At 70.1% G+C, this 20,534-nt stretch carries 19 protein-coding genes; 1 reads left to right on the top strand and 18 read right to left on the bottom strand.

What is annotated here, in order from left to right; all coding sequences use genetic code 11:
- Positions 1-52: 52 nt before the first annotated feature.
- From C3E78_RS09025 to C3E78_RS08970, 12 genes are all read right to left on the bottom strand, one after another.
- Positions 53-982 (bottom strand): urea transporter, encoded by a 930-nt coding sequence (locus C3E78_RS09025; protein WP_108577975.1) that lies wholly within the window; start codon positions 980-982, stop codon positions 53-55.
- Position 983: 1 nt separating this feature from the next.
- Positions 984-2,078: a Nickel transporter NicT gene (nicT, locus tag C3E78_RS09020; protein WP_159085855.1), complete on the bottom strand. Its 1,095-nt coding sequence runs from the start codon at positions 2,076-2,078 to the stop codon at positions 984-986.
- A 23-nt stretch (positions 2,079-2,101) separates the two neighbouring features.
- Complete coding sequence (locus C3E78_RS09015) at positions 2,102-3,157, bottom strand: urease accessory protein UreD (protein ID WP_108577973.1); 1,056 nt, start codon at positions 3,155-3,157, stop codon at positions 2,102-2,104.
- Positions 3,154-3,789: an urease accessory protein UreG gene (gene ureG / locus C3E78_RS09010; protein WP_108577972.1), complete on the bottom strand. Its 636-nt coding sequence runs from the start codon at positions 3,787-3,789 to the stop codon at positions 3,154-3,156. Before ureG ends, C3E78_RS09015 begins: the two co-directional genes overlap by 4 nt.
- Before the next feature lie 45 nt (positions 3,790-3,834).
- The gene (locus C3E78_RS09005) at positions 3,835-4,530 is read right to left on the bottom strand and encodes an urease accessory protein UreF (RefSeq protein ID WP_168217221.1); all 696 of its coding nucleotides are present in this window, start codon (positions 4,528-4,530) and stop codon (positions 3,835-3,837) included.
- Between the two features lie 7 nt (positions 4,531-4,537).
- Positions 4,538-6,262, bottom strand: coding sequence for an urease subunit alpha (gene ureC, locus C3E78_RS09000; protein WP_108577970.1), 1,725 nt, complete (start codon positions 6,260-6,262; stop codon positions 4,538-4,540).
- Positions 6,262-6,726, bottom strand: a complete 465-nt coding sequence (locus tag C3E78_RS08995; protein WP_108577969.1) for an urease subunit beta — start codon at positions 6,724-6,726, stop codon at positions 6,262-6,264. Before C3E78_RS08995 ends, ureC begins: the two co-directional genes overlap by 1 nt.
- 17 nt (positions 6,727-6,743) lie before the next feature.
- Positions 6,744-7,580 (bottom strand): sirohydrochlorin chelatase family protein, encoded by an 837-nt coding sequence (locus C3E78_RS08990; protein ID WP_108577968.1) that lies wholly within the window; start codon positions 7,578-7,580, stop codon positions 6,744-6,746.
- A gap of 1 nt (position 7,581) precedes the next feature.
- Entirely contained in the window at positions 7,582-7,887 is a 306-nt protein-coding gene (locus C3E78_RS08985; RefSeq protein ID WP_108577967.1) for an urease subunit gamma, read from the bottom strand.
- A 141-nt stretch (positions 7,888-8,028) separates the two neighbouring features.
- Positions 8,029-11,451 carry an FUSC family protein gene (locus tag C3E78_RS08980; protein WP_108577966.1) on the bottom strand — a complete coding sequence of 1,141 codons (3,423 nt, stop codon included), beginning with the start codon at positions 11,449-11,451 and terminating at the stop codon, positions 8,029-8,031.
- Between the two features lie 86 nt (positions 11,452-11,537).
- On the bottom strand, positions 11,538-12,368 hold the full coding sequence (locus C3E78_RS08975) for a sulfurtransferase (RefSeq protein ID WP_108577965.1): 831 nt from the start codon (positions 12,366-12,368) through the stop codon (positions 11,538-11,540).
- Between the two features lie 66 nt (positions 12,369-12,434).
- Entirely contained in the window at positions 12,435-13,040 is a 606-nt protein-coding gene (locus tag C3E78_RS08970; RefSeq protein WP_108577964.1) for a phosphoribosylanthranilate isomerase, read from the bottom strand.
- An 85-nt stretch (positions 13,041-13,125) separates the two neighbouring features.
- Between C3E78_RS08970 and C3E78_RS08965 the strand changes: the two genes are divergently transcribed.
- Positions 13,126-14,145, top strand: a complete 1,020-nt coding sequence (locus C3E78_RS08965; RefSeq protein ID WP_159085854.1) for an App1 family protein — start codon at positions 13,126-13,128, stop codon at positions 14,143-14,145.
- A gap of 110 nt (positions 14,146-14,255) precedes the next feature.
- Here C3E78_RS08965 and C3E78_RS08960 read toward each other — a convergent pair whose 3' ends face one another.
- The 6 genes from C3E78_RS08960 to C3E78_RS08935 form a co-directional block, all read right to left on the bottom strand.
- Positions 14,256-15,326, bottom strand: coding sequence for an ABC transporter ATP-binding protein (locus tag C3E78_RS08960; RefSeq protein WP_108577962.1), 1,071 nt, complete (start codon positions 15,324-15,326; stop codon positions 14,256-14,258).
- A gap of 3 nt (positions 15,327-15,329) precedes the next feature.
- Entirely contained in the window at positions 15,330-16,166 is an 837-nt protein-coding gene (locus tag C3E78_RS08955; RefSeq protein WP_108577961.1) for an ABC transporter permease, read from the bottom strand.
- Positions 16,163-17,017 (bottom strand): ABC transporter permease, encoded by an 855-nt coding sequence (locus C3E78_RS08950; protein ID WP_108577960.1) that lies wholly within the window; start codon positions 17,015-17,017, stop codon positions 16,163-16,165. The genes C3E78_RS08955 and C3E78_RS08950 overlap by 4 nt, the downstream gene beginning before the upstream one ends.
- A 13-nt stretch (positions 17,018-17,030) precedes the next feature.
- Entirely contained in the window at positions 17,031-18,152 is a 1,122-nt protein-coding gene (locus tag C3E78_RS08945) for an ABC transporter substrate-binding protein (RefSeq protein ID WP_235833770.1), read from the bottom strand.
- A gap of 145 nt (positions 18,153-18,297) precedes the next feature.
- Positions 18,298-19,872, bottom strand: coding sequence for a phospholipase D-like domain-containing protein (locus C3E78_RS08940; protein ID WP_108577959.1), 1,575 nt, complete (start codon positions 19,870-19,872; stop codon positions 18,298-18,300).
- Between the two features lie 83 nt (positions 19,873-19,955).
- Positions 19,956-20,525, bottom strand: a complete 570-nt coding sequence (locus C3E78_RS08935) for a hypothetical protein (RefSeq protein WP_135804930.1) — start codon at positions 20,523-20,525, stop codon at positions 19,956-19,958.
- Positions 20,526-20,534 lie beyond the last annotated feature (9 nt).

Raw genomic sequence — 20,534 nt, 5'->3', positions numbered from 1 at the left:
CGCACCGCGCGAGGGGGAAACGGTGGCGTCAGCACCGCGCCCGCCCGGGGGGCTAGGTGCGTTTGGCGGACGGCAGGTAGTGGGCGATGACCAGGAAGACCCAGGTCGTCAGGATGTACGGCCAGGTGTAGGTCGGCACGTCCGCGCGGTGCATCAGCAGGGTGACCACCGCCGTGACGATCGTGCCGATCACCGCCAGCGCCCAGGAGGTCGGGCTGTTCTTGAGCAGCACGACCGCGAGGGCGATCGCGGTCAGCACGCCGGAGTAGCCGGCCAGGCCGTTCTCGGTCTCGGTGAGCGTCTCGTCCATCGCCAGCGCGCTGAGGCTGCCGATCGCGCTGCCGAGCACCGCGGCCAGGCCCACCCTCCAGTTTGCGACGAACAGCCCGATGAGGATGAGCGCCCCGGCCCACGGGTTGTCCACCAGGACGACCTGGGAGACGTTGGACAGCAACGACCGGAAGAACGCGACGGTCGTGGAGTCGGTGGTGGTCTCCGCGGCCGCCTTGGCGTGGATCGGCACGGTGCACACCAGGATGAGGGTGGCCACGATGCAGAACGGTGCCGTCGTCGACGGCAGACCGTACTGCTTCAGCGGGGGCCGGGCGAAGAGCGTCTGGACCGCCCAGATCACCGGTCCGCACAACGCGGCGCCCGCGACCGCGATCGGGTAGGACTCCCACTGCCCGCCGAGGATCGAGAACGTGGCCGCCCCGACCAGTGCGCCGCAGAAGCCCTCCATGCCCGCGGTGACGTCCTTCTGCGGGACCCCACGCAGTCGGCCGACCACCGCACCGGTGGCGGAGCCGAGCAGCACGAGGACGGCCATCCGCCAGTCCGCCACCACGAAGGCCGCCAGGATGAGGACGCCGGTGACGAGGTTGGACTGGAAGAAGATCTGCGACAGCCCCTGCCCGACGGCCGTCAGCCAGTCGGACGCCGAGGCGTCCCGGGTGGCCCTGCTGCTTCGGGTGCCGGCCATGTCACTGCTCGCTCTCGCGGGCCGGTGGTCCTGGCGCCGGACCGGACGTGTTGCCGGTCCAGCGCTCCTCGACCCGGCCGATCCGCCAGTAGGACGTGGACACGACCCAGGCCAGCAGCAGCGACCCGACGATGATGTAGCCGACGTTCTCCAGGTCGATGGCCGCGACCCAGCCGGTCACCGGGTCGCGAAGACCCAGCTTCTCGTTGAGGAGCCCGACCAGCTCGATGCCGCCGATGAGGACGGCCACCATCACCGAGATCCCGGTGACGGTGAGGTTGTAGTAGACCTTGCGGATCGGGTTGACGCTGGCCCAGGAGTAGGCCTTGACCATGGCAGCGGAGTCCAGCGTGTCGAACAGGCTCATGCCGGCGGCGAAGATGATCGGCAGGCACAGCACGGCGTACCAGGGCAGCCCGGTCGCCGCGCCCGTCCCGGCGAGCACGAGCAGCGCGATCTCGCTGGCGGTGTCGAAGCCGAGACCGAACAGGAAGCCGACCGCGTACATCTTCCCGGGCCGGTCGATCGTCTTCATCAACGGACCCAGGATTCGCGAGATGTAGCCGCGGCCCTGGAGGTGACGCTCGAGCGCGAGCTCGTCCAGGTCACCGTCCCTCGACGCCCGCCACACCCGGTAGATCCCCACGAACGCGACGGCGTTGATGAGCCCGATGATGAGCAGGAAGATGCCCGAGACCATGGTGCCGAAGACGCCGAGCGCGACCCGGACGCTGTCGCTGTCGGCGGTCAGCCCCACGGCCCACCGCACGCCGAGGGCGAGCAGGCCCGCCATCAGGAACACGACCGTCGAGTGGCCGAGGGAGAAGAACAGCCCCACTCCGACCGCGGGCTTCTTCAGGTCGACCAGCTTGCGCGTGGTGTTGTCGATCGCCGCGATGTGGTCGGCGTCGAACGCGTGCTTGACGCCGAGGACGTACGCCGTGACCGCGACGCCCACCCCGAACACGGCCGAGCCGAGCTCGAGATGGCGTGGCTCGACCAGGGCGAAGAACAGCCCGAACCCCAGGACGTGGATCAGCACGACCGGGAGGAAGGCGATGATGACCTGTGCCAGGTAGGAACGTTCTTTCGTCACGGTCGCGACCTCTTTCACTCGGTTCAGCACTTGCGGATGGGAGGGGCGGGGTGTCCCGTCAGGAGCTTGTGGACGACGGCGCTGACGAGGGCGGTCGCGTGGGTCGTGACGACGGTGTCGTCACCGACCAGGCGCAGGCAGATGCCCGCGTCTCCCGGCAGGGCGCTGACCCCGAACACGAGGTCGTCCTGCTGGAGGCCGGTCAGGGTCTCGTGCACCGCGTCGGCCAGCACCTGGGTCGCGGCGGCGTCCGGCGGCACGAAGACGTAGAGCATCGAGAGCACGTCACGGCCGGCCAGCACACCCATCCCGCCCACACCGGTGTCGGCCGGGCAGAGACGGACGCGGTCGAGAGCCGCGAGCGATCCGTCCGGGCGCCTCACCTCGAGGTCGGAGGCGTACACGTCGTACTCGTGCCGCTCACCGCGGGCCAGTCGACCCGCGTAGACGGTCTCGCTCAGCACCAGCGTGGCCGACTCGTCGAGCACGACGGCGGTCCGCTGGTACAGGCGCGAGCGCTCGAACGGGATCACGGGGTCGGGCAGGTACTCCACGAACGCGCCCTCGCCGACGGTCAGGTTCATGAGGGACGTCGCGTAGTCCCGGTCCATCTTGTAGACCTTGCTGTGTGCCTGGCTCGTCACGTGGGTGGCCGAGTGCGGGCCGAACGTGAGGTCCGTGCGCAGCCGGTCGCCCTGCAGGATGCCGCCGCCGGTCGAGGTCAGGTAGACGTACGGCATGTCGGGGCGCGCGGGGTCGAAGTACAGCGGGCGCATGATCTGCAGCGGTGACTTCTGGTAGTGGTGCGTCAGCTGGGTCGTGCCGCCGTGCAGCTGGAACTCCAGCTGCAGGACACCCACCTTTCCCGGGCTGCCCACCCGGAGGGTCGCAGGGCGTCCGGCGTGGCGCAGCACCTCGGCGGGCACCCGCGCGGGCTCGTAGAAGTCCGGCTGCAGCCGGTACCCGCCGTGGTTCGCAGGTGCCGGTGCAGCCTCGAGCGGCAACCGGCTCACGGAGGCGAGGGCGGGCGCGGACGTGACCTCGGTCCGGGGCGCGCCACTGGCTTCGGAGAGGGTCATCGGACCAGCTCGGCCTGGGACCCGCTCCAGATCGTCATGATCTGCTGGTGGAGATCGGCCAGCCCCTCGCCGGTGAGCGAGTTGGTCAGGACCACGGGCTTGCCGCCCCGCACCCGGTGCGCGTCGCCCTCCATGACGTCCAGGTCGGTCCGCACGTACTGCGCGATGTCGATCTTGTTGATCACCAGGATGTCGGACTCGGTGATCCCCGGACCCCGCTTGCGGGGCATCTTCTCCCCTTCGGCGGTGTCCAGGACGAACACGAACACGTCGGCGAGGGCCGGCGAGAAGGTCAGGGTCAGGTTGTCGCCCCCGGACTCGTAGATCAGCGTGTCGATGTCGGGGAAGCGTTCCAGCATCTCGGCGCCGGCGGCCAGGTTCATGGTCGGGTCGTCGCGGACGGCGGTGTGGGGGCACGCCCCCGTCTCCACCCCCACGACCCGGTCGGGGTCCAGGACGCCGTCGAGCTCCCGCCGCACGTGCTGGGCGTCCTCCTGCGTGTAGATGTCGTTCGTGATGACGCCCGGCGTGCGGCCGGCTGCGATCAGGATCGGGACGAGCGCCTCCGTGAGAGCGGTCTTCCCCGAGCCGACGGGACCGCCGATGCCGATCCTCAGTGCGTTGTCGTTCATGAGTCCTCTTCCATGGTCGTGGTCGTGGTCGACGTGCGGTGCAGCTCAGCTGGCGAACAGCCGCGCGTCGGCTCGTTCGTGCCGGGCCGACATGATGTCGGCGACGGGGGCGCATCCCCCGAGGTCCTCCAGGTCCCGGTCGAGCGCGTCGATGGCGACGCGCTCGATCACCGGGGCGATGTCGTACAGCACGACCTGGGCGTGCCGGTGGTCGGTCAGCCGGAGCCGCAACGCCGCACCGACGAAGCTGACCGCGTACGCGAACAGGTCCGACGCGACCGCCGACCGGGTGGTGAGCCCGGTGGACGCGTAGACGACGGCCGTCGCGACCGGCTGGCATCCCGGTGTCGTGCGGGCGGTCACCCGGCCGGCGTACTCCGCGATGCCGTCGCCGCCGACGACCTCGCCGGCCATGTCGATGAGCTGATGTCCGCTGCGCACCGAGGCCCGGCGCATCTCGGCCGTGAGCTTGGACGCGAAGAGGCGTTGGTCGGCCTCCTGCACCCCGTCCCAGTCAGTGGCCCTCGCGGCCCGGTGCGCGACGGCCAGAGCCGTCGCGTCCCCGGGACCGACCGCGTGCACGAGCAGGTCCTCCAGCAGGTCGCGCACGTCGCCGCGCTCGACCAGCCCGGCCTGGCTGTAACCCTCGAGTCCGTGCGACATCGTGTAGAAGCCGCTCGGGAAGGCCGAGTCCGAGAACTGCAGGCTCGCCAGGAGCTGTCGCAGGTCCGATGCGTCCATGGCCATCTCACGCGAGGAAGAACAGCTGCGTCATGGGCAGCGTCTCGGCCGGTTCGATCGTGGCAGCGGTCCCGTCGTAGGTCACGGCGTAGGTCTCCGGATCCACGTCGATGACCGGCGTCTCGCTGTTGCGCACCATGTTCTCCTTGCCGATCATGCGGGTGCCGTGAACGGGCAGGACCTGGCTCTCCAGGCCGAGCTCCTCGGGAACCCCTGCGTCGATGCCGGCCTGCGACATGAACGTGATGCGGGTGCTGCGCTGTGCCTTGCCGTACCCGGCGAAACCGGGACGGTAGTAGACCGGCTGGGGCGTCGGCAGGGACGCGTTGGGGTCGCCCATCAGCGTCCAGCTGATCATCCCGCCCTTGACGATGGCCTTGGGCTTGACCGCGAACGAGTCGACCGGCCACAGCACGATGTCGGCCATCTTGCCGACCTCCAGCGAGCCGAGGTAGTCCGAGATGCCCTGCGCGATGGCCGGGTTGATCGTGATCTTGGCGAGGAACCGCAGGACGCGGAAGTTGTCGTTGTCCGGCGAGTCCTGGGGCAGCTTGCCGCGCTTGTCCTTGCAGTGGTGCGCGATCTGGAACGTCCGCAGGAACGACTCACCGATGCGTCCCATGGCCTGGGAGTCCGAGGAGACGATCGAGATGACGCCCTCGTCGTGCAGCACCGTCTCGGCCGCGATCGTCTCGGCGCGGACGCGCGAGTCGGCGAACGAGACGTCCTCGGGGATGTCGTGCGAGAGGTGGTGGCAGACCATCACCATGTCCAGCAGCTCGTCGACCGAGTTGACCGTGTAGGGAAGCGTCGGGTTCGTCGACGACGGGAGGACGTTCGGGTGCCCCGCGGCCTTCAGGATGTCCGGCGCGTGGCCGCCGCCGGCACCCTCCGTGTGGTACGTGTGGATCGTCCGGCCGTTGATCGCGTCCAGGGTGTTCTCGACGAAGCCGGCCTCGTTCAGGCTGTCGGTGTGCACCGTGATCTGCACGTCGTACTCGTCGGCCACCGACAAGGCGTTGCTCAGCGCCGCGGGCGTCGTGCCGTAGTCCTCGTGCACCTTCAGACCGGCCGCACCGGCCTCGATCTGCTCGATGAGCGCCTTGGGCAGCGAGCCGTTGCCCTTGCCGCAGAACCCCATGTTCACCGGCATCGCCTCGGCCGCCTCGAACATGCGCTTGAGGAACCACACGCCCGGGGTGGTCGTGACGCCGTTGCTGCCGTCCGTGGGCCCGGTGCCGCCGCCGAACAGGGTCGTGATGCCGTTGGACAGTGCGGCCTCGGCCTGCTGGGGCGAGATGTAGTGCACGTGGGCGTCGATGCCGCCGGCGGTGGCGATGAGGTGCTCCCCCGCCATCAGCTCGGTGCCCGGCCCCACGACGAGGTGCGGGTCCACGCCGCTCTGCAGGTGCGGGTTGCCGGCCTTGCCGATGCCCGCGATCTTGCCGTCCCGGATGCCGATGTCGGCCTTGATCACGCCCAGCACCGGGTCGAGGATGATCGCGTTGGTGATGACCATGTCCAGCACACCCTGCGCGTGGGTGGCCTGCGGGTCCGCCGCCATGCCGTCGCGGGCGGTCTTGCCGCCGCCGTACACGACCTCGTCGCCGTAGTGCCCCTCCGCGTAGTCCTTCTCGATCTCGATGACGAGGTTGGTGTCGGCCAGCTGGACCCGGTCGCCGACCGTGGGCCCGAACAGGTCGGTGTACTCCTTGCGCGAGATGATCGCCATTACTTCTTCCCCTTCTTGGCAGCGCCGCCGGACTTCCCGGACTTGCTGGACTTGCTGGACGTGCTGGACGTGTTGTCGGCCTTGCCACTCGGCTTGCCGTTGGCGTAGCCGAGCTCGTTCATGCGATCGATCGCTCGGGTGCGGGTGTCCTGCGACTCGAGTCCGCCGTCGACCAGGTTGTTGAAGCCGATGAGGTGGCGGGAGCCGGCGTACGCGGTGAGCGTGACCTGCTTGGTGCTGCCCGGCTCGAACCGCACGCCGGTGCCGGCGGGGACGTCCAGGTGCATCCCGTAGGCCTTCTCCCGCTCGAACAGCATCGCCTTGTTCACCTCGAAGAAGTGGAAGTGCGAGCCCACCTGGACCGCACGGTCCCCGGTGTTGCTGACGTTGAGGGTGACGGTCTCCCGGCCGGCGTTGATCTCGATCTCGTCTTTTCCGTGGTCATACTTCGGGCTGCCCAGCATGATGTGTCCCTTCGACCTCAGTGCGCGTGGATGAACGTGTGGTGGTGGTCCCGCTGCTGCGGTTCCTGATCAGGCTCGTGGGTGTGCCCGTCGAATGCGTGCGAGTGTGCGTACCCGTGACCGTGGTCGGCGCTGAGACCGGCGGCGATGCCGGTGTCGCCGTGCCCGAGCGCGTGGAGGGCGGCGTCGTGCCGCTGACCGACGACCTGCGCGACGGCGTGCGCGGACATGATCGGTCCGAAGAAGCTCACCCGGGCGGTCGTGTCGCCGGTCCAGGTCGCGCCGCTGTGGCGCTGGAACCCTGCGGGGACCAGCACGATGTCGGAGAACCCGAGCCGTTCGAGCCGCGACACCGTCGGCTGCGTCCCGCGGTCGTCGACCAGTGCGACGTCGACCTCGTTGCCCGCTCCGAAGGTCCGGACGAGATGGGCGACGCGGTGGAGCTCGGCGTCGTCGAAGGGGTTGGCCACATCCGCGGTGAGCACGACCGCAGCATCGGGAGACCCGCTCCGGACCTGCGTCGCGGCCCGCCGCAGCCAGGCGGTCAGGTGGTCAAGGGTGCCGAAGGGCTGCGCGAGCGCGACGCGAGGCTCGCTGTCCACCGAGAGCCAGCTGAGCGTCTTGGCGGCGTCGGCCACCATGCGGGGGTCGCGGCCGAAGGTCATCGGCACGACGACGACCGGGCCGGTGCCGGAGTCCAGGAGATGGGTGACGACCTGGTGCAGGGGCCTGCCGGCCGGGGTCGTCATCAGGGGACCTCCGCGGGCGGGCAGGCCGGAGAGCGCGGCCCCGAAGGAGCTCTCGTGCCCGGCGACCAGCACCAGGGCGCCGGTCGAGCCGTCGGCTGAGTCCACGTCAGACGCCGATCGGGTCGTGGCAGGAGACCAGCTTGCTGCCGTCGGGGAACGTCGCCTCGACCTGCAGGAGGCTGAGCCGTGCCCGCACCCCGTCCATGCACTGCGCCTCGGTCACGATGGTGGTGCCCAGCTCCATGCACTCGGCGACGGACTTGCCGTCACGGGCCCCTTCGAGGATCGCCTCGGTGATGAGGGCCTGGGCCTCGCTGAGGTTGAGCTTGGTGCCGCGATCGCGGCGCATGCGCGCGAGAGACGCGACCTGGTAGACGTAGAGCTTGTCGATCTCGCGTGGAGTGAGGTTCATGGGCGTCTCCGGCTTTCTGCTCCGACGGACCGAGCGGGGAACTCCCCCGACGGGTTGCCACACCGGAACTCTCGTCGGCGACCGGTTCGCTCAGTAGGGCACTAGTGCCCGCAGGGCAAGGCCCCCTGTCCTGCGTCCGGCTCAGGCCCCGGCCTCGCCCGGTTCCTCGGGCTGGGTCACCGTGTCCGACGCGATGATGGCGACCGTCTGGTTCGCTCGTGCGAGCGACCGCAGCGCTCGGCGCGTCACGTCGGACTCCCCCTCGTCATCGAGGTCGACCAAGGCCAGATCGGGGTCGATCGCGCCCGCCGGCCGCGCGTCGTACGCCGCCTCGAGGGCATCGAAGTTCTGGCTGGTCTGCGTCTCCAGCTGCGCCCACTGCTCGGCGGTCACGTGGGTGTCGTCCGTCCGGGCCTGTTCGGTCGTCGTCACGAACGACTTGACGTGGTAGACGAGCTCCCAGAAGCGGCTCAGCTGGTTCTGGATGCCTGACGGGTCGAACGCCCCGGGCCCGAGCCGGACCGAGCTCACGGTGTCGTGCAAGGCGCGCAGGTCCGCATCCATCTTCTCCACGTCCCGAGAGAACGCGGCCGCCTCCTCGACCGACACCGGCCGACCCCGCCTCCAGACCTCGAGCGCGTCGCGCGCGGTCGACCGGACGGTGCCGATCAGCGTCGTCGCCTGCTGGCTGAGCCTGGAGCGGGCGCGGGTGGGCAGCACGACCGCGGACACGACCAGGGCGACGACGGCGCCGATCGCGGTCTCGACCACCCGCACCCCGACGGCCTCGGCGTCGAGGCGGCCGAGGTACTCGTACAGCTGGGCGAACAGCATGGTCTGCCAGAAGGCAGCGAGCGGCACCGACGCCTGCCGGAAGTAGGTCGCCGCGAACACGCACAGCGCCAGGACCGGCAGCAGCACGGCTGCGCTCCGGTCGGACTCGATCGCGATCGCGAACCCGACGATCGCCCCCAGGATCGTGCCGACGACCTTGCGGACACCCTTGGTGAACGCTTCGCCGTCCGTCCCGCCGATGACCTGGTAGGCCGGCATGCCGGCCCAGTACTGGTGGGTCGCGGACACGAACGAGGCCAGGAACAGGGCCACGGCCGTGGCCGTGCCGGCCTGCACGCTGCGCCGCAGGAGGGGCGCGGCCTCGTCCTTCGTCACGCGTCGGGGACGTCGGGCGGCCGCAGACCGCCCGGTCGTGAAGGGCGGGTCGAACGACGGCAGCAGCGCCTTGACCTCCCCCTCGGTGAGGAACAGGTCCCCCGAGCGCGCCGAGTGGAGGCCGTCGGTGGTCTCCTGGATCCTCTCGGCGGCGAGAAGCACCCGCCGCGCCGAGCGCGGCCACCGGGAGAGCTCCTCACCGGTCGGCACGACGGGTCGAAACGGCTCGGACCGGTGCGACTCGGGCGGCGATCCGTCGGCGGACGAGGTGACCCACGCCGCCCTGCCCGGGTAGGCGGCCACGTGCTGCTGCATCGCCTCGAGGGTCCCGGCGAGCTGGGCACGGACGCTGAGCGGCATGCCGGCGCCGGTGGCCATCCTCGCCACGGCGACCAGGTTCTCCAGCGCGAGCTCGGCGTCGTGCACCCGCAGGCACACCGCACGTGCCTGCTCGGTGGTGAGCCCGACATCCGTGGTGCCCTGGGTGAGCTGGCCGACCAGGAACGCGGCCATGTGATGGGTCTGGTTCATCTGGCTGCGGATGCGGTGCTGCAGGTCGGGGTCCCAGCGGGACGCGGAGACGGCGTCGATGAGTGGGTCGAGCGACCGGGCGAGACGCTCCTCGAAGGCGGTGACGCCCCCTGCGACGACCCGGGCGCGTGCACCGCGATCGGGCACCATCCGGGCCAGCGTCGAGCACACCACGCCCACCACCGCCGGGATGGTGAGGAGCAGCAGATCGCTCCGCTCGAGACGGAGCAGGACCGTGAAGTAGTAGATGATGAAGGCCAGCACCCCCAGCCTGCCGATCCGTGGTCCGTACAGCCCGGCGAGGACGCTGAGGACGGCCACCACGACGAGGGCGGTGCTCGAGGAGAGGGTCCCGTGGCGGACGACTGCGTCCAGCACGAGGGCCAGAAGCACCGGCACGAGGGCCACCAGGTCGACGAGCCGGCCGAGCCCCCGTCCTCGGCCCACGGAACCCGCTGACGCGAGCATGGCGACGAAGCCTGCGAAGACCGCCCCCGGCATCAGGGGCTCGTCGGCGAGGGAGAACCCGATCGCCACGACACCCACCGCCAGCACCGTCCCGCACATCACGCGGAACGCATCGAGGAGTCGCACGTACCCCGGGTCGATGAAGGTGACCCGGTCGGCGAAGACCTCCTTGGCCCTCACCACCGCGCGACGCAGGGAGGACGCCGTCGGCCGTGCTGGAGAGACGACCGGGACGTCGTTCTGCGGCCCCGAGTAGAGCGGCTGGTAGTCGAGGTCGTGGGCGACCGCAGCGCCGAACTGCTGGGCGCGGTACGCGAAGGGCAGCCACTCGACGTACCGTTCGTACGCCTCGTTGAGGTCCGTCAGTGGCCTGCTCCTGACCAGCTCGGCCATCGCGACGTTCATCTGCACGAACCCCCGGACCCACGGGTCGGGTGCGGCGGTGCGCCACGGCACCGGGTCCGCTCCGGGGTTGATCCGCAGATCGGTGACCTGCTCGGCGAACGTCGAGGCGTCCACGGTCTCCGGCACCCCGGTGCTCTGCCACTGCAGGAGCTCGTGCAGGTACTCCTCGAACCGCTCGAACTGGTCGGTCAGCGGGAGCAGCGTCGGCTCCTGGGCCACCGGATGGGATCTCGGCAGGCCCCATCGCAGGGCCTGTACGACACCCCCCAGCATGTGGATCGAGTACGGGAGCGAGAACGTGTCCCGTCCGCTCTGGAAGTAGTAGGCAGCATGGTGCAGGCGGATCCCATCCATGTAGGCGCCGAAGCTGTCCGAGAGGCTGTCCAGGTGCGAGTCCAGACCCCGCTCCTCCCCGTTCGGAAAGTACGGCGTCAAGGTCGCAAGCGGGTCGCCGACCCCGGCTCCGGCGTTGTAGAACTGGGACGACAGCGACCTCAGGCTCGAGATCACGTCGTAGACGCCGAGCAGGAACGTCAACGTGAGTGACACCAGCACCACGCCCGTGAGGCTCTCCGCAATGATGAGTGCCTCCAGCAGCGGCGTGTCGGGCATCAACAGCCCGGTGCCGCCGACCGTGGCGAGCTGGCCGGCGCTCAGGTACAGGGCGCTGAACAGGTCGGCGCTTCCCCCGGTGTACTTGAAGCTGTTGCCGTGCATGTGACCGAGGTAGATCAGGGCGTAGCCGATGATCACGCCGGCCAGCCAGGCCGCGACGGTGATCATCACCTGCAGGCCGATGACCTGGCGCAGCACGACAGGACGCCAGCGTCGCGGCAGTCGCCGGGTGAACCGGCGCACGAGCCTCCACTGCCACGAGGCGAGCCGGCCGGCGAGGAAGCCGGCCTCGTCGTAGTTCAGCGCGGTGAGGAACACGTCCAGGAGGGTCAGCAGCAGGACGACGGTGCCGAGTCCGACCCAGAGCGCGTCCACGCCTCACCGTAGATCGGCCGCTGCGGGGGTTTCGAGGCCGAAGGTCCCCCTCCCCGTCGGCCGCCGGACGGTCGGAAGGTCAGTCGTCAGGCGGTCCCGAGCGGGCGCCTCGGATCGGCCGTCCACGCGTTCATGGATCCGTCGTAGACCGCCACGTCGTCGCGTCCCAGAGCCGTCAGTGCCAAGGTCACGGCCGTCGCCGCGATGCCTCCGCCGCAGTACGTCACCGGCCTCACGTCGGCGTCCAGTGCCCCGGCCGCCGCGAAGATCTCACGCAGCTCGTCGAGGCCTCGAAGCCGACCGTCGGCGTCGACGAGCGACCCGAAGGGGACGTTGACGCTGCCGGGGATGTGACCCTGCGCGAACGTCTCCGGGTCCAGCGCGTTGACGAGCAGGACCGACTCGTCGGTCGTGGCCGCCTCCACGTCAGCGGTCGAGACGACGACGTCGTCGCGCCGGGTGGCCGTGAAGACGGCCGGTTCGTACGTGGTCACCTCCGTGGTGGTCGGAAGTCCCGCAGACCGCCACGCCCCGAGACCGCCGTCGAGCACCTCGACGTCACGGCCCTCGAGCCGGAACTGCCACCACAGCCTCGTGGCCCAGATGCCGTTCACGGTGTCGTAGACCACGACGCGTGAGTCGTCCCCGATGCCGTGGGCCCCCACGGCGCCGGCGAACGCCTGGGAGTCGGCAGCCGCGAAGGCCGCCTCGCCTGCGGGGTTGCTCAGCTCGGTGATCTGGTCGATGAACACCGCACCCGGCAGGTGTGCCGCCGCGAACGTCGTCGACCCCGACTCGACGTGGGCCCCGTCCTGGTCGAACGTCAGGTGCACCGTCGCATCGACGATCCGCAGGCGCGGATCGCCCAGCAGATCGTTCAGGTCGGCAGTCGAGATCAGGGGCGGGTTGGTGGTCATGTGGCAGACGCTAGCCGCACGCCGGCCCGGATCGGGGCCGTCTCAGTACGCGGGCACCGGGGGTGCTCAGGCGGTCAGCGCCGCCCGCACGAAGGCGGTGATCAGATCGTTGTCCTTGCGACCGGGTGCGGTCTCGACACCGCTGGAGACGTCCACGCCCCACGGACGCACCGATCGCACCGCGGCGGCCACGTTGTCCGGCGCGAGCCCTCCGGCCAGCAGCCACGTTCCCTCCGGTGCGTCAGCGGCGAGCGTGGAGGCGTCCCACTGCTCGCCCGATCCGGGACTCGGCGAGTCGAGGAGGAGGACCTCCTCACCGCTGGCACCGACGCGAAGCGACGGATCGGCCGACAGGGAGGTTGCGCGCCACACGCGCGGCACGATCGCCAGCGCCGTGGCGAAGTCGGCGGGTCCGTACGCCGGGCCGTGCAGCTGGAGCACGTCGAACCCGAGTCGCCGTGCGGCGCGGGCGGCGTCCTCGGCCGGCATGTCGTTCACGACGAGGACCGTGTCGACCCGGCCCCCGGCGGCGGAGACCACCGCCATCGCCTCGTCGTCGGTCGCGCGTCGCGAGCTCGTGCGGTTCATCACCACGCCGACAGCGTGCGCGCCGGCGTCCACGGCGACATGGACGTGCTCGGGCTCGCGCAGACCGCAGATCTTCACGTACATGCTGCGATCCTCCCGCACGGCCGCCCGGCGAGGAGCACTCCCCTCCCCGGGCCCGGCTCCGGTCCTCCGCCGCTACGGTGTCGGCATGGGTGCGCAGCGCTGGGTCACGAACGTCGAACGGCTCCTGGAGTCGACACCCCTGCTGTCCCCACGGTCGACGCCCACCAGCTTCCGGATCGAGTCGTACGGCGGGCACGGCGGTCCGGCCGGTGTCATGGTCCGCGGCCGCGTGCTGGACAACCCGGCACCGTCCCGCGCCGCCGAGGGTGAGGGCGTCGGCGCGGCGGTCCGTCGCAGCGTGCAGAACTTCTTGACCCGTGAGCTCGCCGGTGTGCCCCTGACCGTGGAGATCGGTGGCACGCGGGTCCGGACCGTGTCCGACGACGACGGCTACTTCCTGGTGAGGGCATCGGGTGCCGATCGGCTCGGATCGCCCTGGGCCTCCGGATCGGTCTCGCTCGACGGGGACTACCGCGGGCTGACATCGGGGGCTGCCACGACCACGTCCGTGGACGTGCGGGTGCCCGGTCCCGAGGCCCGGATCGGGATCATCTCCGACATCGACGACACCGTCATCAAGACCGGCGTGCAACGAGCAGGACAGATGGTGCTGCAGACCCTGGCCGGCTCCGAGCTGACCCGGGAGGCGTTCCCGGGGGCCGCCGCGCTCTACCGTGACCTCGCGGCCGAGGTGAATCCGGTCTTCTACGTCTCGTCCAGCCCGTGGAACCTGCACGCGTTCCTCTCGGCCTTCCTGGAGCACCACGACTTCCCGCGCGGTCCCGTGCTGCTGCGGGACCTGCTCGGCACCCGCGTGGGGCGCGAGCAGAAGCACGGGCGGATCCGCGAGATCCTCGACCTCCACCCGGACCTGCGGTTCGTCCTCATCGGCGACTCGGGCGAGAAGGACCCCGAGATCTACGCCGACATCGTGCGCTCCCACCCCGGCAGGATCCTTGCGGTCTACATCCGCGAGGTCCGACTCGACCCGGGTGACGGCACGGTCGAGCAGGTCGCCCAGGCCTGGGCGCCGGACGTGCCGTTCGTGCTCGCAGCGGACAGCCAGGCGGTCCGGCGGCACGCGCAGACGCTCGGCCTGCTCTGACCCGGCAGCGACGCGGCAAAAAAAACAAGACCCCCACACCGGCGAGAGTGTGAAGGTCTTGCAGGAACAACTCTACAGGTGGCGATCAGCCGCGGGTCACCCGCGGGTCGTCAGGCCAGGTCGGGCGACACCAGCAGCTCGCCGGCGAGCAGGCTCACCGAGACGGGGCTGCCGACGCGAAGACCCGGCACGGTCGACGCCGGCACCTGGACGAGCAGCTCGGTGCCGTCAGGACGGGCGACCGTGATCCGCGAGTACGAACCGAGGAAGCTCAGGTGCACCACGGTCCCGTCGGCCCCGCCCGCCGCCTCGCTGACGGACATCTGCTCGGGACGCACGAGCGCCGCGCCGCTGCCTGCGTCGACCGACCCCGGCAGGGTGGCGACCGTCCGACCCAGCACGTCGGCACGCCCGCCGCTCACCTGGCACGGAACCCGGTTCATCAGTCCCACGAACGACGCCACGAACGCACTGGCGGGCCGGGAGTAGAGCACCTCCGGGGCGTCGAGCTGCTCGAGGCGACCCTGGTTCATGACGCCGACGCGGTCGGCGATGGCCAGGGCCTCCTCCTGGTCGTGGGTGACGAACAGCGTGGTGGTGCCGACCTCGAGCTGGACCCGCCGGATCTCGTCGCGCAGCTGGGCGCGCACCTTGGCGTCCAGCGCGGACAACGGTTCGTCCAGGAGCAGCACGGAGGGCTCGATCGCCAGCGCACGGGCCAGCGCCACGCGCTGCTGCTGCCCACCGGACATCTGCGCGGCGTACTTGTCCTTGTGTGCCGAGAGCCCCACGAGCTCCAGCACCTCCGAGGCACGGGTGCGCCGGCCGCGACTGTCGCGCCCGCGGAGCTTGAGCCCGAACTCGACGTTCTGCTGGGCCGTCATGTGCGGGAAGAGGCTGTACGCCTGGAACACCATGCCCATGTCGCGCTTGCTGGCCGGCACATCGGTCACGTCGTCGTCACCGACCACGACCCGTCCGCTGTCCGGTTCGTCGAGGCCGGCCACGATGCGCAGCGCTGTCGTCTTGCCGCAGCCGGAGGGACCCAGCAGGGCGACGAGCTCACCGGGCGCGAGGGTCAGGGAGAGCCCGTCGAGGGCGGTCACTCCCCCGAAGCTCCGCTTCAGCTCCTCCAGGCGGATCTCGAGACCCTCACGCGTGGGCGTCGTCGGGGCGGTCATGGCTCAGCCTTCTTTCATGGATGGTTGCGGCGCCGGCACGAGGTCGCTCGTCGCACGGCGCGCGCTCCGACGACGTCCGACGAAGGACAGCAGGATCAGCAGCAGGAACGCGAACACCAGCGAGGCGAGCGACGCCGCCACGGACGTCTGGCTGTCGCTCTTGCCCAGCAGGTTGATGACCACCTGCAGGTTGTCGTAGTTCAGCAGGGACGCCAGGGTGAACTCGCCGAGCACGAGGGCGACCGAGATGAACGCCGCGGACAGCAGCGCCGCGCCGATGTTCGGCACGATGACCCGGGTGATCACGGTGAACCAGCTCGCCCCCAGGCTGCGAGCGGCCTCGGACAGCGTGATGACGTCGATCGACGCGAGTCCCGCGTCGATGGCCCGGTACGAGTAGGGCAGCACGAGCACGACGTACGCGAAGGTCAGCGTCAGGCTCGTGTCGCCGAAGAAGTACGCCACCCAGGCGTAGACGCCCTTGAGCCCGACCACCAGGACGATGGCCGGGATGGTCAGCGGCAGGAGGCACAGGAACTCCACGACCCGCGACATCGACGGCACCCGCAGCCGCACCCAGATCATGGTGGGGACGAGCAGCACGAGCATCAGGACGACCGTCAGGAACGCCAGCTCGAGCGACGTCACGATGGCGCTGCGCAGGTCGGGGTCCTGGCCCAGCTGCTTCCAGAACTCGAGCGTGCGACCGCCGCCGGGCACGCGGACGCTGTAGGCCGCCATCGAGGCGAGCGGCACGACGAAGAACAGGCCCAGCACCACGAACACCGCGATGCGGAACGCCTGCAGCCGGCGACGGGCGCGGACGCGCGCGGTGCTCATCTCAACCACCTCGAGGTCCGGCGCAGCAGCAGCGCGTACAGGGTCATCACGATGACCACCACGACGATCATGTCGAGCGCCAGGGCGAACGCCAGGTGGCTCTGCCCCAGCACGATCTCGCTGGTCAGCGCGTTGCGGATCAGCAGCGGCAGGATCGGGCTGCCCTGGCTGACGAGCGCCGCCGCCGTCGCGTAGGCCGCGAACGCGTTCGCGAACAGCAGGAGCATCGAGCCGAGGAACGCCGGCAGCAGCAGCGGTCCGGCGATGTACCGCCAGAACTGCCACGTGGAGGCGCCCAGGCTCTCGGCGGCCTCCCGCCACTGCACCCGCATGCCGTCCAGCGACGGCAGGAACACGATCACCATGAGCGGGATCTGGAAGTACGTGTACACGAGCGTCAGGCCGTTCAGGCCGAACAGCCAGCCGTTGCCGAACAGGTCGATGCCCAGCAGGTCACGACCGGCCTCGGTGACCACGCCGGAGAACCCGAGCGTGGCGATGAACGCGAAGGCGAGCGTGACGCCGCCGAACTGCGCCAGCACCCCGCACGCGCTGGTCACTGAACGTCGGAGCAGGCCGTCCGGCCTGCCGGTCACCACGGCGTACGCCAGCACCGCACCGAGCACGGCGCCGATCACCGCGCTCTCGGCGGACAGCACGATGCTGTGCCACAAGGTGCGCATCACCACGCCGTCCCCGAGAGCCCTGATGTTCGACAGGCTCGCCCGGTCGTTCTCGACGAAGGCGCCGACCACCACCGCGACGGTGGGGATCAGGAGGAAGATCGTGAGGTAGCCGAAGAACGGCACCAGGCCCAGGACGGGGACGAGGCGCCGGATCCTCCGGCCCATCACCTAGAACTCATCAGCCGGCGACCTTGGACCAGTTCTTCGACAGGTAGTCGGCCGCGGTCTTGGTCTGCTCCTCGGTGAGCAGGACCGGATCGCCCTGGACTGCCGGCAGCTTGCTGTACAGCTCCTCGTCGAGAGTCCCGTCGGCCTTCATCGCGTCCGCACGCACCGGTCGAGCGCCGCCGCCGAGGTACAGGTTCTGGCCCTCGTCGGAGTACAGGAACTCCTGCCAGAGACGGGCGGCCGCCGGGTGCGGGGCGTCCTTGTTGATCGCCTGGTAGTAGTAACCGCCGACGGCTGCGCCCTCGGGGACGACGACCTTCCAGGACGGCAGCTTGGCGGTCTCGGCGGCGTTCGTGTAGTCCCAGTCGATGACCACGGGCGTCTGTCCGGACTCGATCGTCGCGGGCGTCGGGTCGACCGGCAGGAAGTTGCCGGCCTTCTTCAGCTTCTCGAAGAAGCTGACGCCGGGGGCGATGTCGTCCGCGGAGCCCCCGTTGGCGATCGAGGCCATGACGACGCCGCTGAAGGCGGCGCCCGCCTGGGTCGGGTCGCCGTTCAGCGCGACCTTGCCCTTGTACTTCGCACCGAGCAGGTCGTCCAGGCTCGTGACCTCGGGAACCTTCTTGGTGTCGAAGCCGACGGACATGAATCCGCCGTAGTCGTTGACCCAGGTGCCGTCCGCGTCCTTGAAGTCCTCCGGGATGGAGTCGAACGTCGCCACCTTGTACGGGGCGAACATCGAGGTGTTGGCCAGGGCGACCGACTGACCGAGGTCGAACACGTCAGGGGCGCGCTTCGTGCCCTTCAGCGTGTTGGCGGCGTTGATCTCGTCCTGGCTCGCCGCGTCTGGCTGCGCGGAGTTGATCTTGATGTCGTACTTGTCCGAGAACGCGTCGATGATCTTGCCGTAGTTGGCCCACGTCGGCGGCAGCGCGATGACGTTGAGCTGGCCCTCCTTCTGCGCGGCCTTGACCAAGGCGTCCATGCCGCCCAGGTCCTTCGCGGACGTGGCGGTCGCGGCCTTCGTGGTGCTGCCGGAGTCCTTGTCCGGAGGGCCGCCACAGGCTGCCGCGCCGAGGCTGATGGCAGTGATGGAGATGATGAGGGCGGTGGTTCTGATGGATCGCTTCACTGCTGTCTCCCGTTCTCGTCCCCGGGGTGGGACGGGCACATGGTGCCGCTCCAAGACATCTGGTGCGGACACGATGTCTGTCTGTGGAGTGAATCACACGTTGCCGGTCGGTGACGCGGCGCCCACGCCCAGCGGCGGCGCGGTGTCAGAACCGGTCGCTGCCTCGCAGTTGCCGCGGCCGACCGTCGGGGTCGTGCAGGACGCGGTACGGCACGGCCGCGAGAGCGCGGCTGATCAGACCGATCTGTGGCGGCTCGAGCCGGCGGAGCCGCCCGGCGGGCCGGTCCCCCACCTGACCGGCCGCGTGCCAGCGGTCGAGATCGGCTGCCGCGCGGGCGTAGGCGGCGAACATCGTGGCCGGGTCGGCACAGTCCGCCACGTCGTCCCGGTCGAGGTGCTCCGCCGCGAGCGTCAGCCGCAGGTCCCGGGCGAACGACGCGTCGTCGGCGAGGTCGATCACGGCGGCCGACAGCTCCGAGTCGTGCGTCCACGACCGTCGGTTGAAGTTGTCCGAGCCGATCGTCGCCCATGTGTCGTCGACGATGCATGTCTTGGCATGGACGTAGACGGGCGTGCCCGCATGGTTCTCGATGCCGTAGACCGCGACCCGTCGCGGCGCGACGGCCAGCATCTCGAGCATCGCCCGCCGGCGACCGAGGAGCTGCGCCGTGCGGGAGAAGCCCTCCTTGTCGGGGTGGATCGGGACGACGACGATCACGTGGAGGTCCTCGTTCTCGCGCAGAGCCTTCGTGAAGACGTCGCCGATGCGGGTGCCCCAGAGGTACTGGTCCTCCACGTAGACCAGGCGCCGCGCGTTGGCGATGGTCTTGCTGTAGCCGCGGGCCACGCTGCGCTCACCACCGTGAGCGAAGTCGTAGTCGCGGTCCAGCCGCAGGTCCGGGTACGTCCTCAGCAGCTGGACGGCATGCGTGCCGCCCTCCACCTTTGGAGGCGCGGGCTGCTGCGCGGGCAACGGGTCGGGGCTGCGGTCCAGGCGGCGGACCCGGTCGGCCAGCAGGTTGATGGGGCTGCGGCTCAGCGGTGTCGGGTCCTGCCACCGCTCGCGGAAGACGGTCTCGACGTCACGGACCGCCGGCCCGGAGATCGCGGCCTGGATGTCGTGCCACGGCGGGGTGGGTCCGTACTCCTCGGCCAGCTCGAGGGCCTGGGGGTCCCCGCGGTGCTCGACGTTGTCCCGCCGCGAGTGGCACAGGTCGATGCCGCCGACGTACGCGACGTCGCGCGTCGGGTCGTCCCGGTGCCGGATGACGACCATCTTCTGGTGGTGCGAGCCGCCCATCCTCACCCGCATGTCGAGCAGAGCCTCGGCCCCCCTGTCCTGCAGGGCCTTGCCGAGGCGCCGGTTCTCACCGGAGGAGAACCCCAGCGCCTCGGAGTGCGAGCGCCACACCAGTCCGCGCACGTCGACTCCTCGCTCGTCGGCACGACCCAGGACCTCGACCACCTCGCTGCCCGGCTCGCCGGTCAGGCGCTCGTCGGCGTCACCCTGCCAGTCGGTGAAGTAGATGAGATCGCCCTCGCGGGTGGCCTCGACGCGCTCGAAGAGCTCGGCGAAGTAGGTCTCTCCGTGGACGAGCGGACGGACCCGGTTGCCGGTCGACCACGCCTGCTCACCCGGATGGTCCTGGTCGATGACCGTGCGGGGGTTGCCGCGCTCCGCGGCGGTCAGGAACCAGGACAGCTTGTCGTCGGGCGGCACACCCCCACTGTGCCCGACGGGGCCGCACGGCGAGGAGCCGCGGCCGTCCGAGACGGTCGCGGCTCCTCGGCGGTGCTGTGCTGCTACCGGCCGAACGGGCGCGGTGTCGCGTAGCCGAAGGTGGCGTTCTCCGCGAAGGCGTCCACGCCGAACGTGGTGTTGAGCGCCCCCGCGGCGGTGTTGGTCAGGGTGAGCCGGACCAGACCGAGTCCAGCGCGGTCGGACGCCCTGATCTTGAACAGGTCGACGCGGCCGACGTCGCCGACCGTGCCGGAGACGACGCCGCTCACCCTGCCGCGCGCGAGGTCGATGTTGAAGTTCGACAACGAGATCGTGGACGATCCTGCGGTCAGGCTGATGCCGCCGGTGTGCCTGATCTGCAGGCCACGCAGCCGGTACGCGGTGATCGGGAAACGGGCCGCGAGCGTGCCCTTGTACGGCGCCGCGGTGGCGCCGTTGAGCGGTGCCGGCGTGATGCCGGCCGTGGTGACCAGGTCGTACACCGCAGGTGCGACCACGACCTGCGTGTAACCCTTGCTCGCGTGGGAGCGCGAGTGGTGGGTGCCGTGCGCGGACGCTGATGTCGTGGTCGTGGCGACCAGTCCGGTCACGGTCATCAAGGCGACCGCTACCGCTGCCAGAGCTCGTTTCATGACAGTTCC

The sequence above is a fragment of the Aeromicrobium chenweiae genome (genome assembly GCF_003065605.1).
Classification (GTDB): Bacteria; Actinomycetota; Actinomycetes; order Propionibacteriales; family Nocardioidaceae; genus Aeromicrobium; species Aeromicrobium chenweiae.
This window is presented reverse-complemented; position numbering and strand designations above follow the sequence as displayed.

Coding starts and splice junctions, on each gene's coding strand:
- C3E78_RS09025 (WP_108577975.1), bottom strand. CDS start 982: ATGGCCGGCACCCGAAGCAGCAGGGCCACCCGGGACGCCTCGGCGTCC.
- C3E78_RS08965 (WP_159085854.1), top strand. CDS start 13,126: ATGGGTGCGCAGCGCTGGGTCACGAACGTCGAACGGCTCCTGGAGTCG.
- ureG (WP_108577972.1), bottom strand. CDS start 3,789: ATGAACGACAACGCACTGAGGATCGGCATCGGCGGTCCCGTCGGCTCG.
- ureC (WP_108577970.1), bottom strand. CDS start 6,262: ATGGCGATCATCTCGCGCAAGGAGTACACCGACCTGTTCGGGCCCACG.
- C3E78_RS08960 (WP_108577962.1), bottom strand. CDS start 15,326: ATGACCGCCCCGACGACGCCCACGCGTGAGGGTCTCGAGATCCGCCTG.
- C3E78_RS08975 (WP_108577965.1), bottom strand. CDS start 12,368: ATGACCACCAACCCGCCCCTGATCTCGACTGCCGACCTGAACGATCTG.
- C3E78_RS08955 (WP_108577961.1), bottom strand. CDS start 16,166: ATGAGCACCGCGCGCGTCCGCGCCCGTCGCCGGCTGCAGGCGTTCCGC.
- C3E78_RS08995 (WP_108577969.1), bottom strand. CDS start 6,726: ATGCTGGGCAGCCCGAAGTATGACCACGGAAAAGACGAGATCGAGATC.
- C3E78_RS08985 (WP_108577967.1), bottom strand. CDS start 7,887: ATGAACCTCACTCCACGCGAGATCGACAAGCTCTACGTCTACCAGGTC.
- C3E78_RS09005 (WP_168217221.1), bottom strand. CDS start 4,530: ATGGACGCATCGGACCTGCGACAGCTCCTGGCGAGCCTGCAGTTCTCG.
- C3E78_RS09015 (WP_108577973.1), bottom strand. CDS start 3,157: ATGACCCTCTCCGAAGCCAGTGGCGCGCCCCGGACCGAGGTCACGTCC.
- C3E78_RS08935 (WP_135804930.1), bottom strand. CDS start 20,525: ATGAAACGAGCTCTGGCAGCGGTAGCGGTCGCCTTGATGACCGTGACC.
- C3E78_RS08950 (WP_108577960.1), bottom strand. CDS start 17,017: ATGGGCCGGAGGATCCGGCGCCTCGTCCCCGTCCTGGGCCTGGTGCCG.
- C3E78_RS08970 (WP_108577964.1), bottom strand. CDS start 13,040: ATGTACGTGAAGATCTGCGGTCTGCGCGAGCCCGAGCACGTCCATGTC.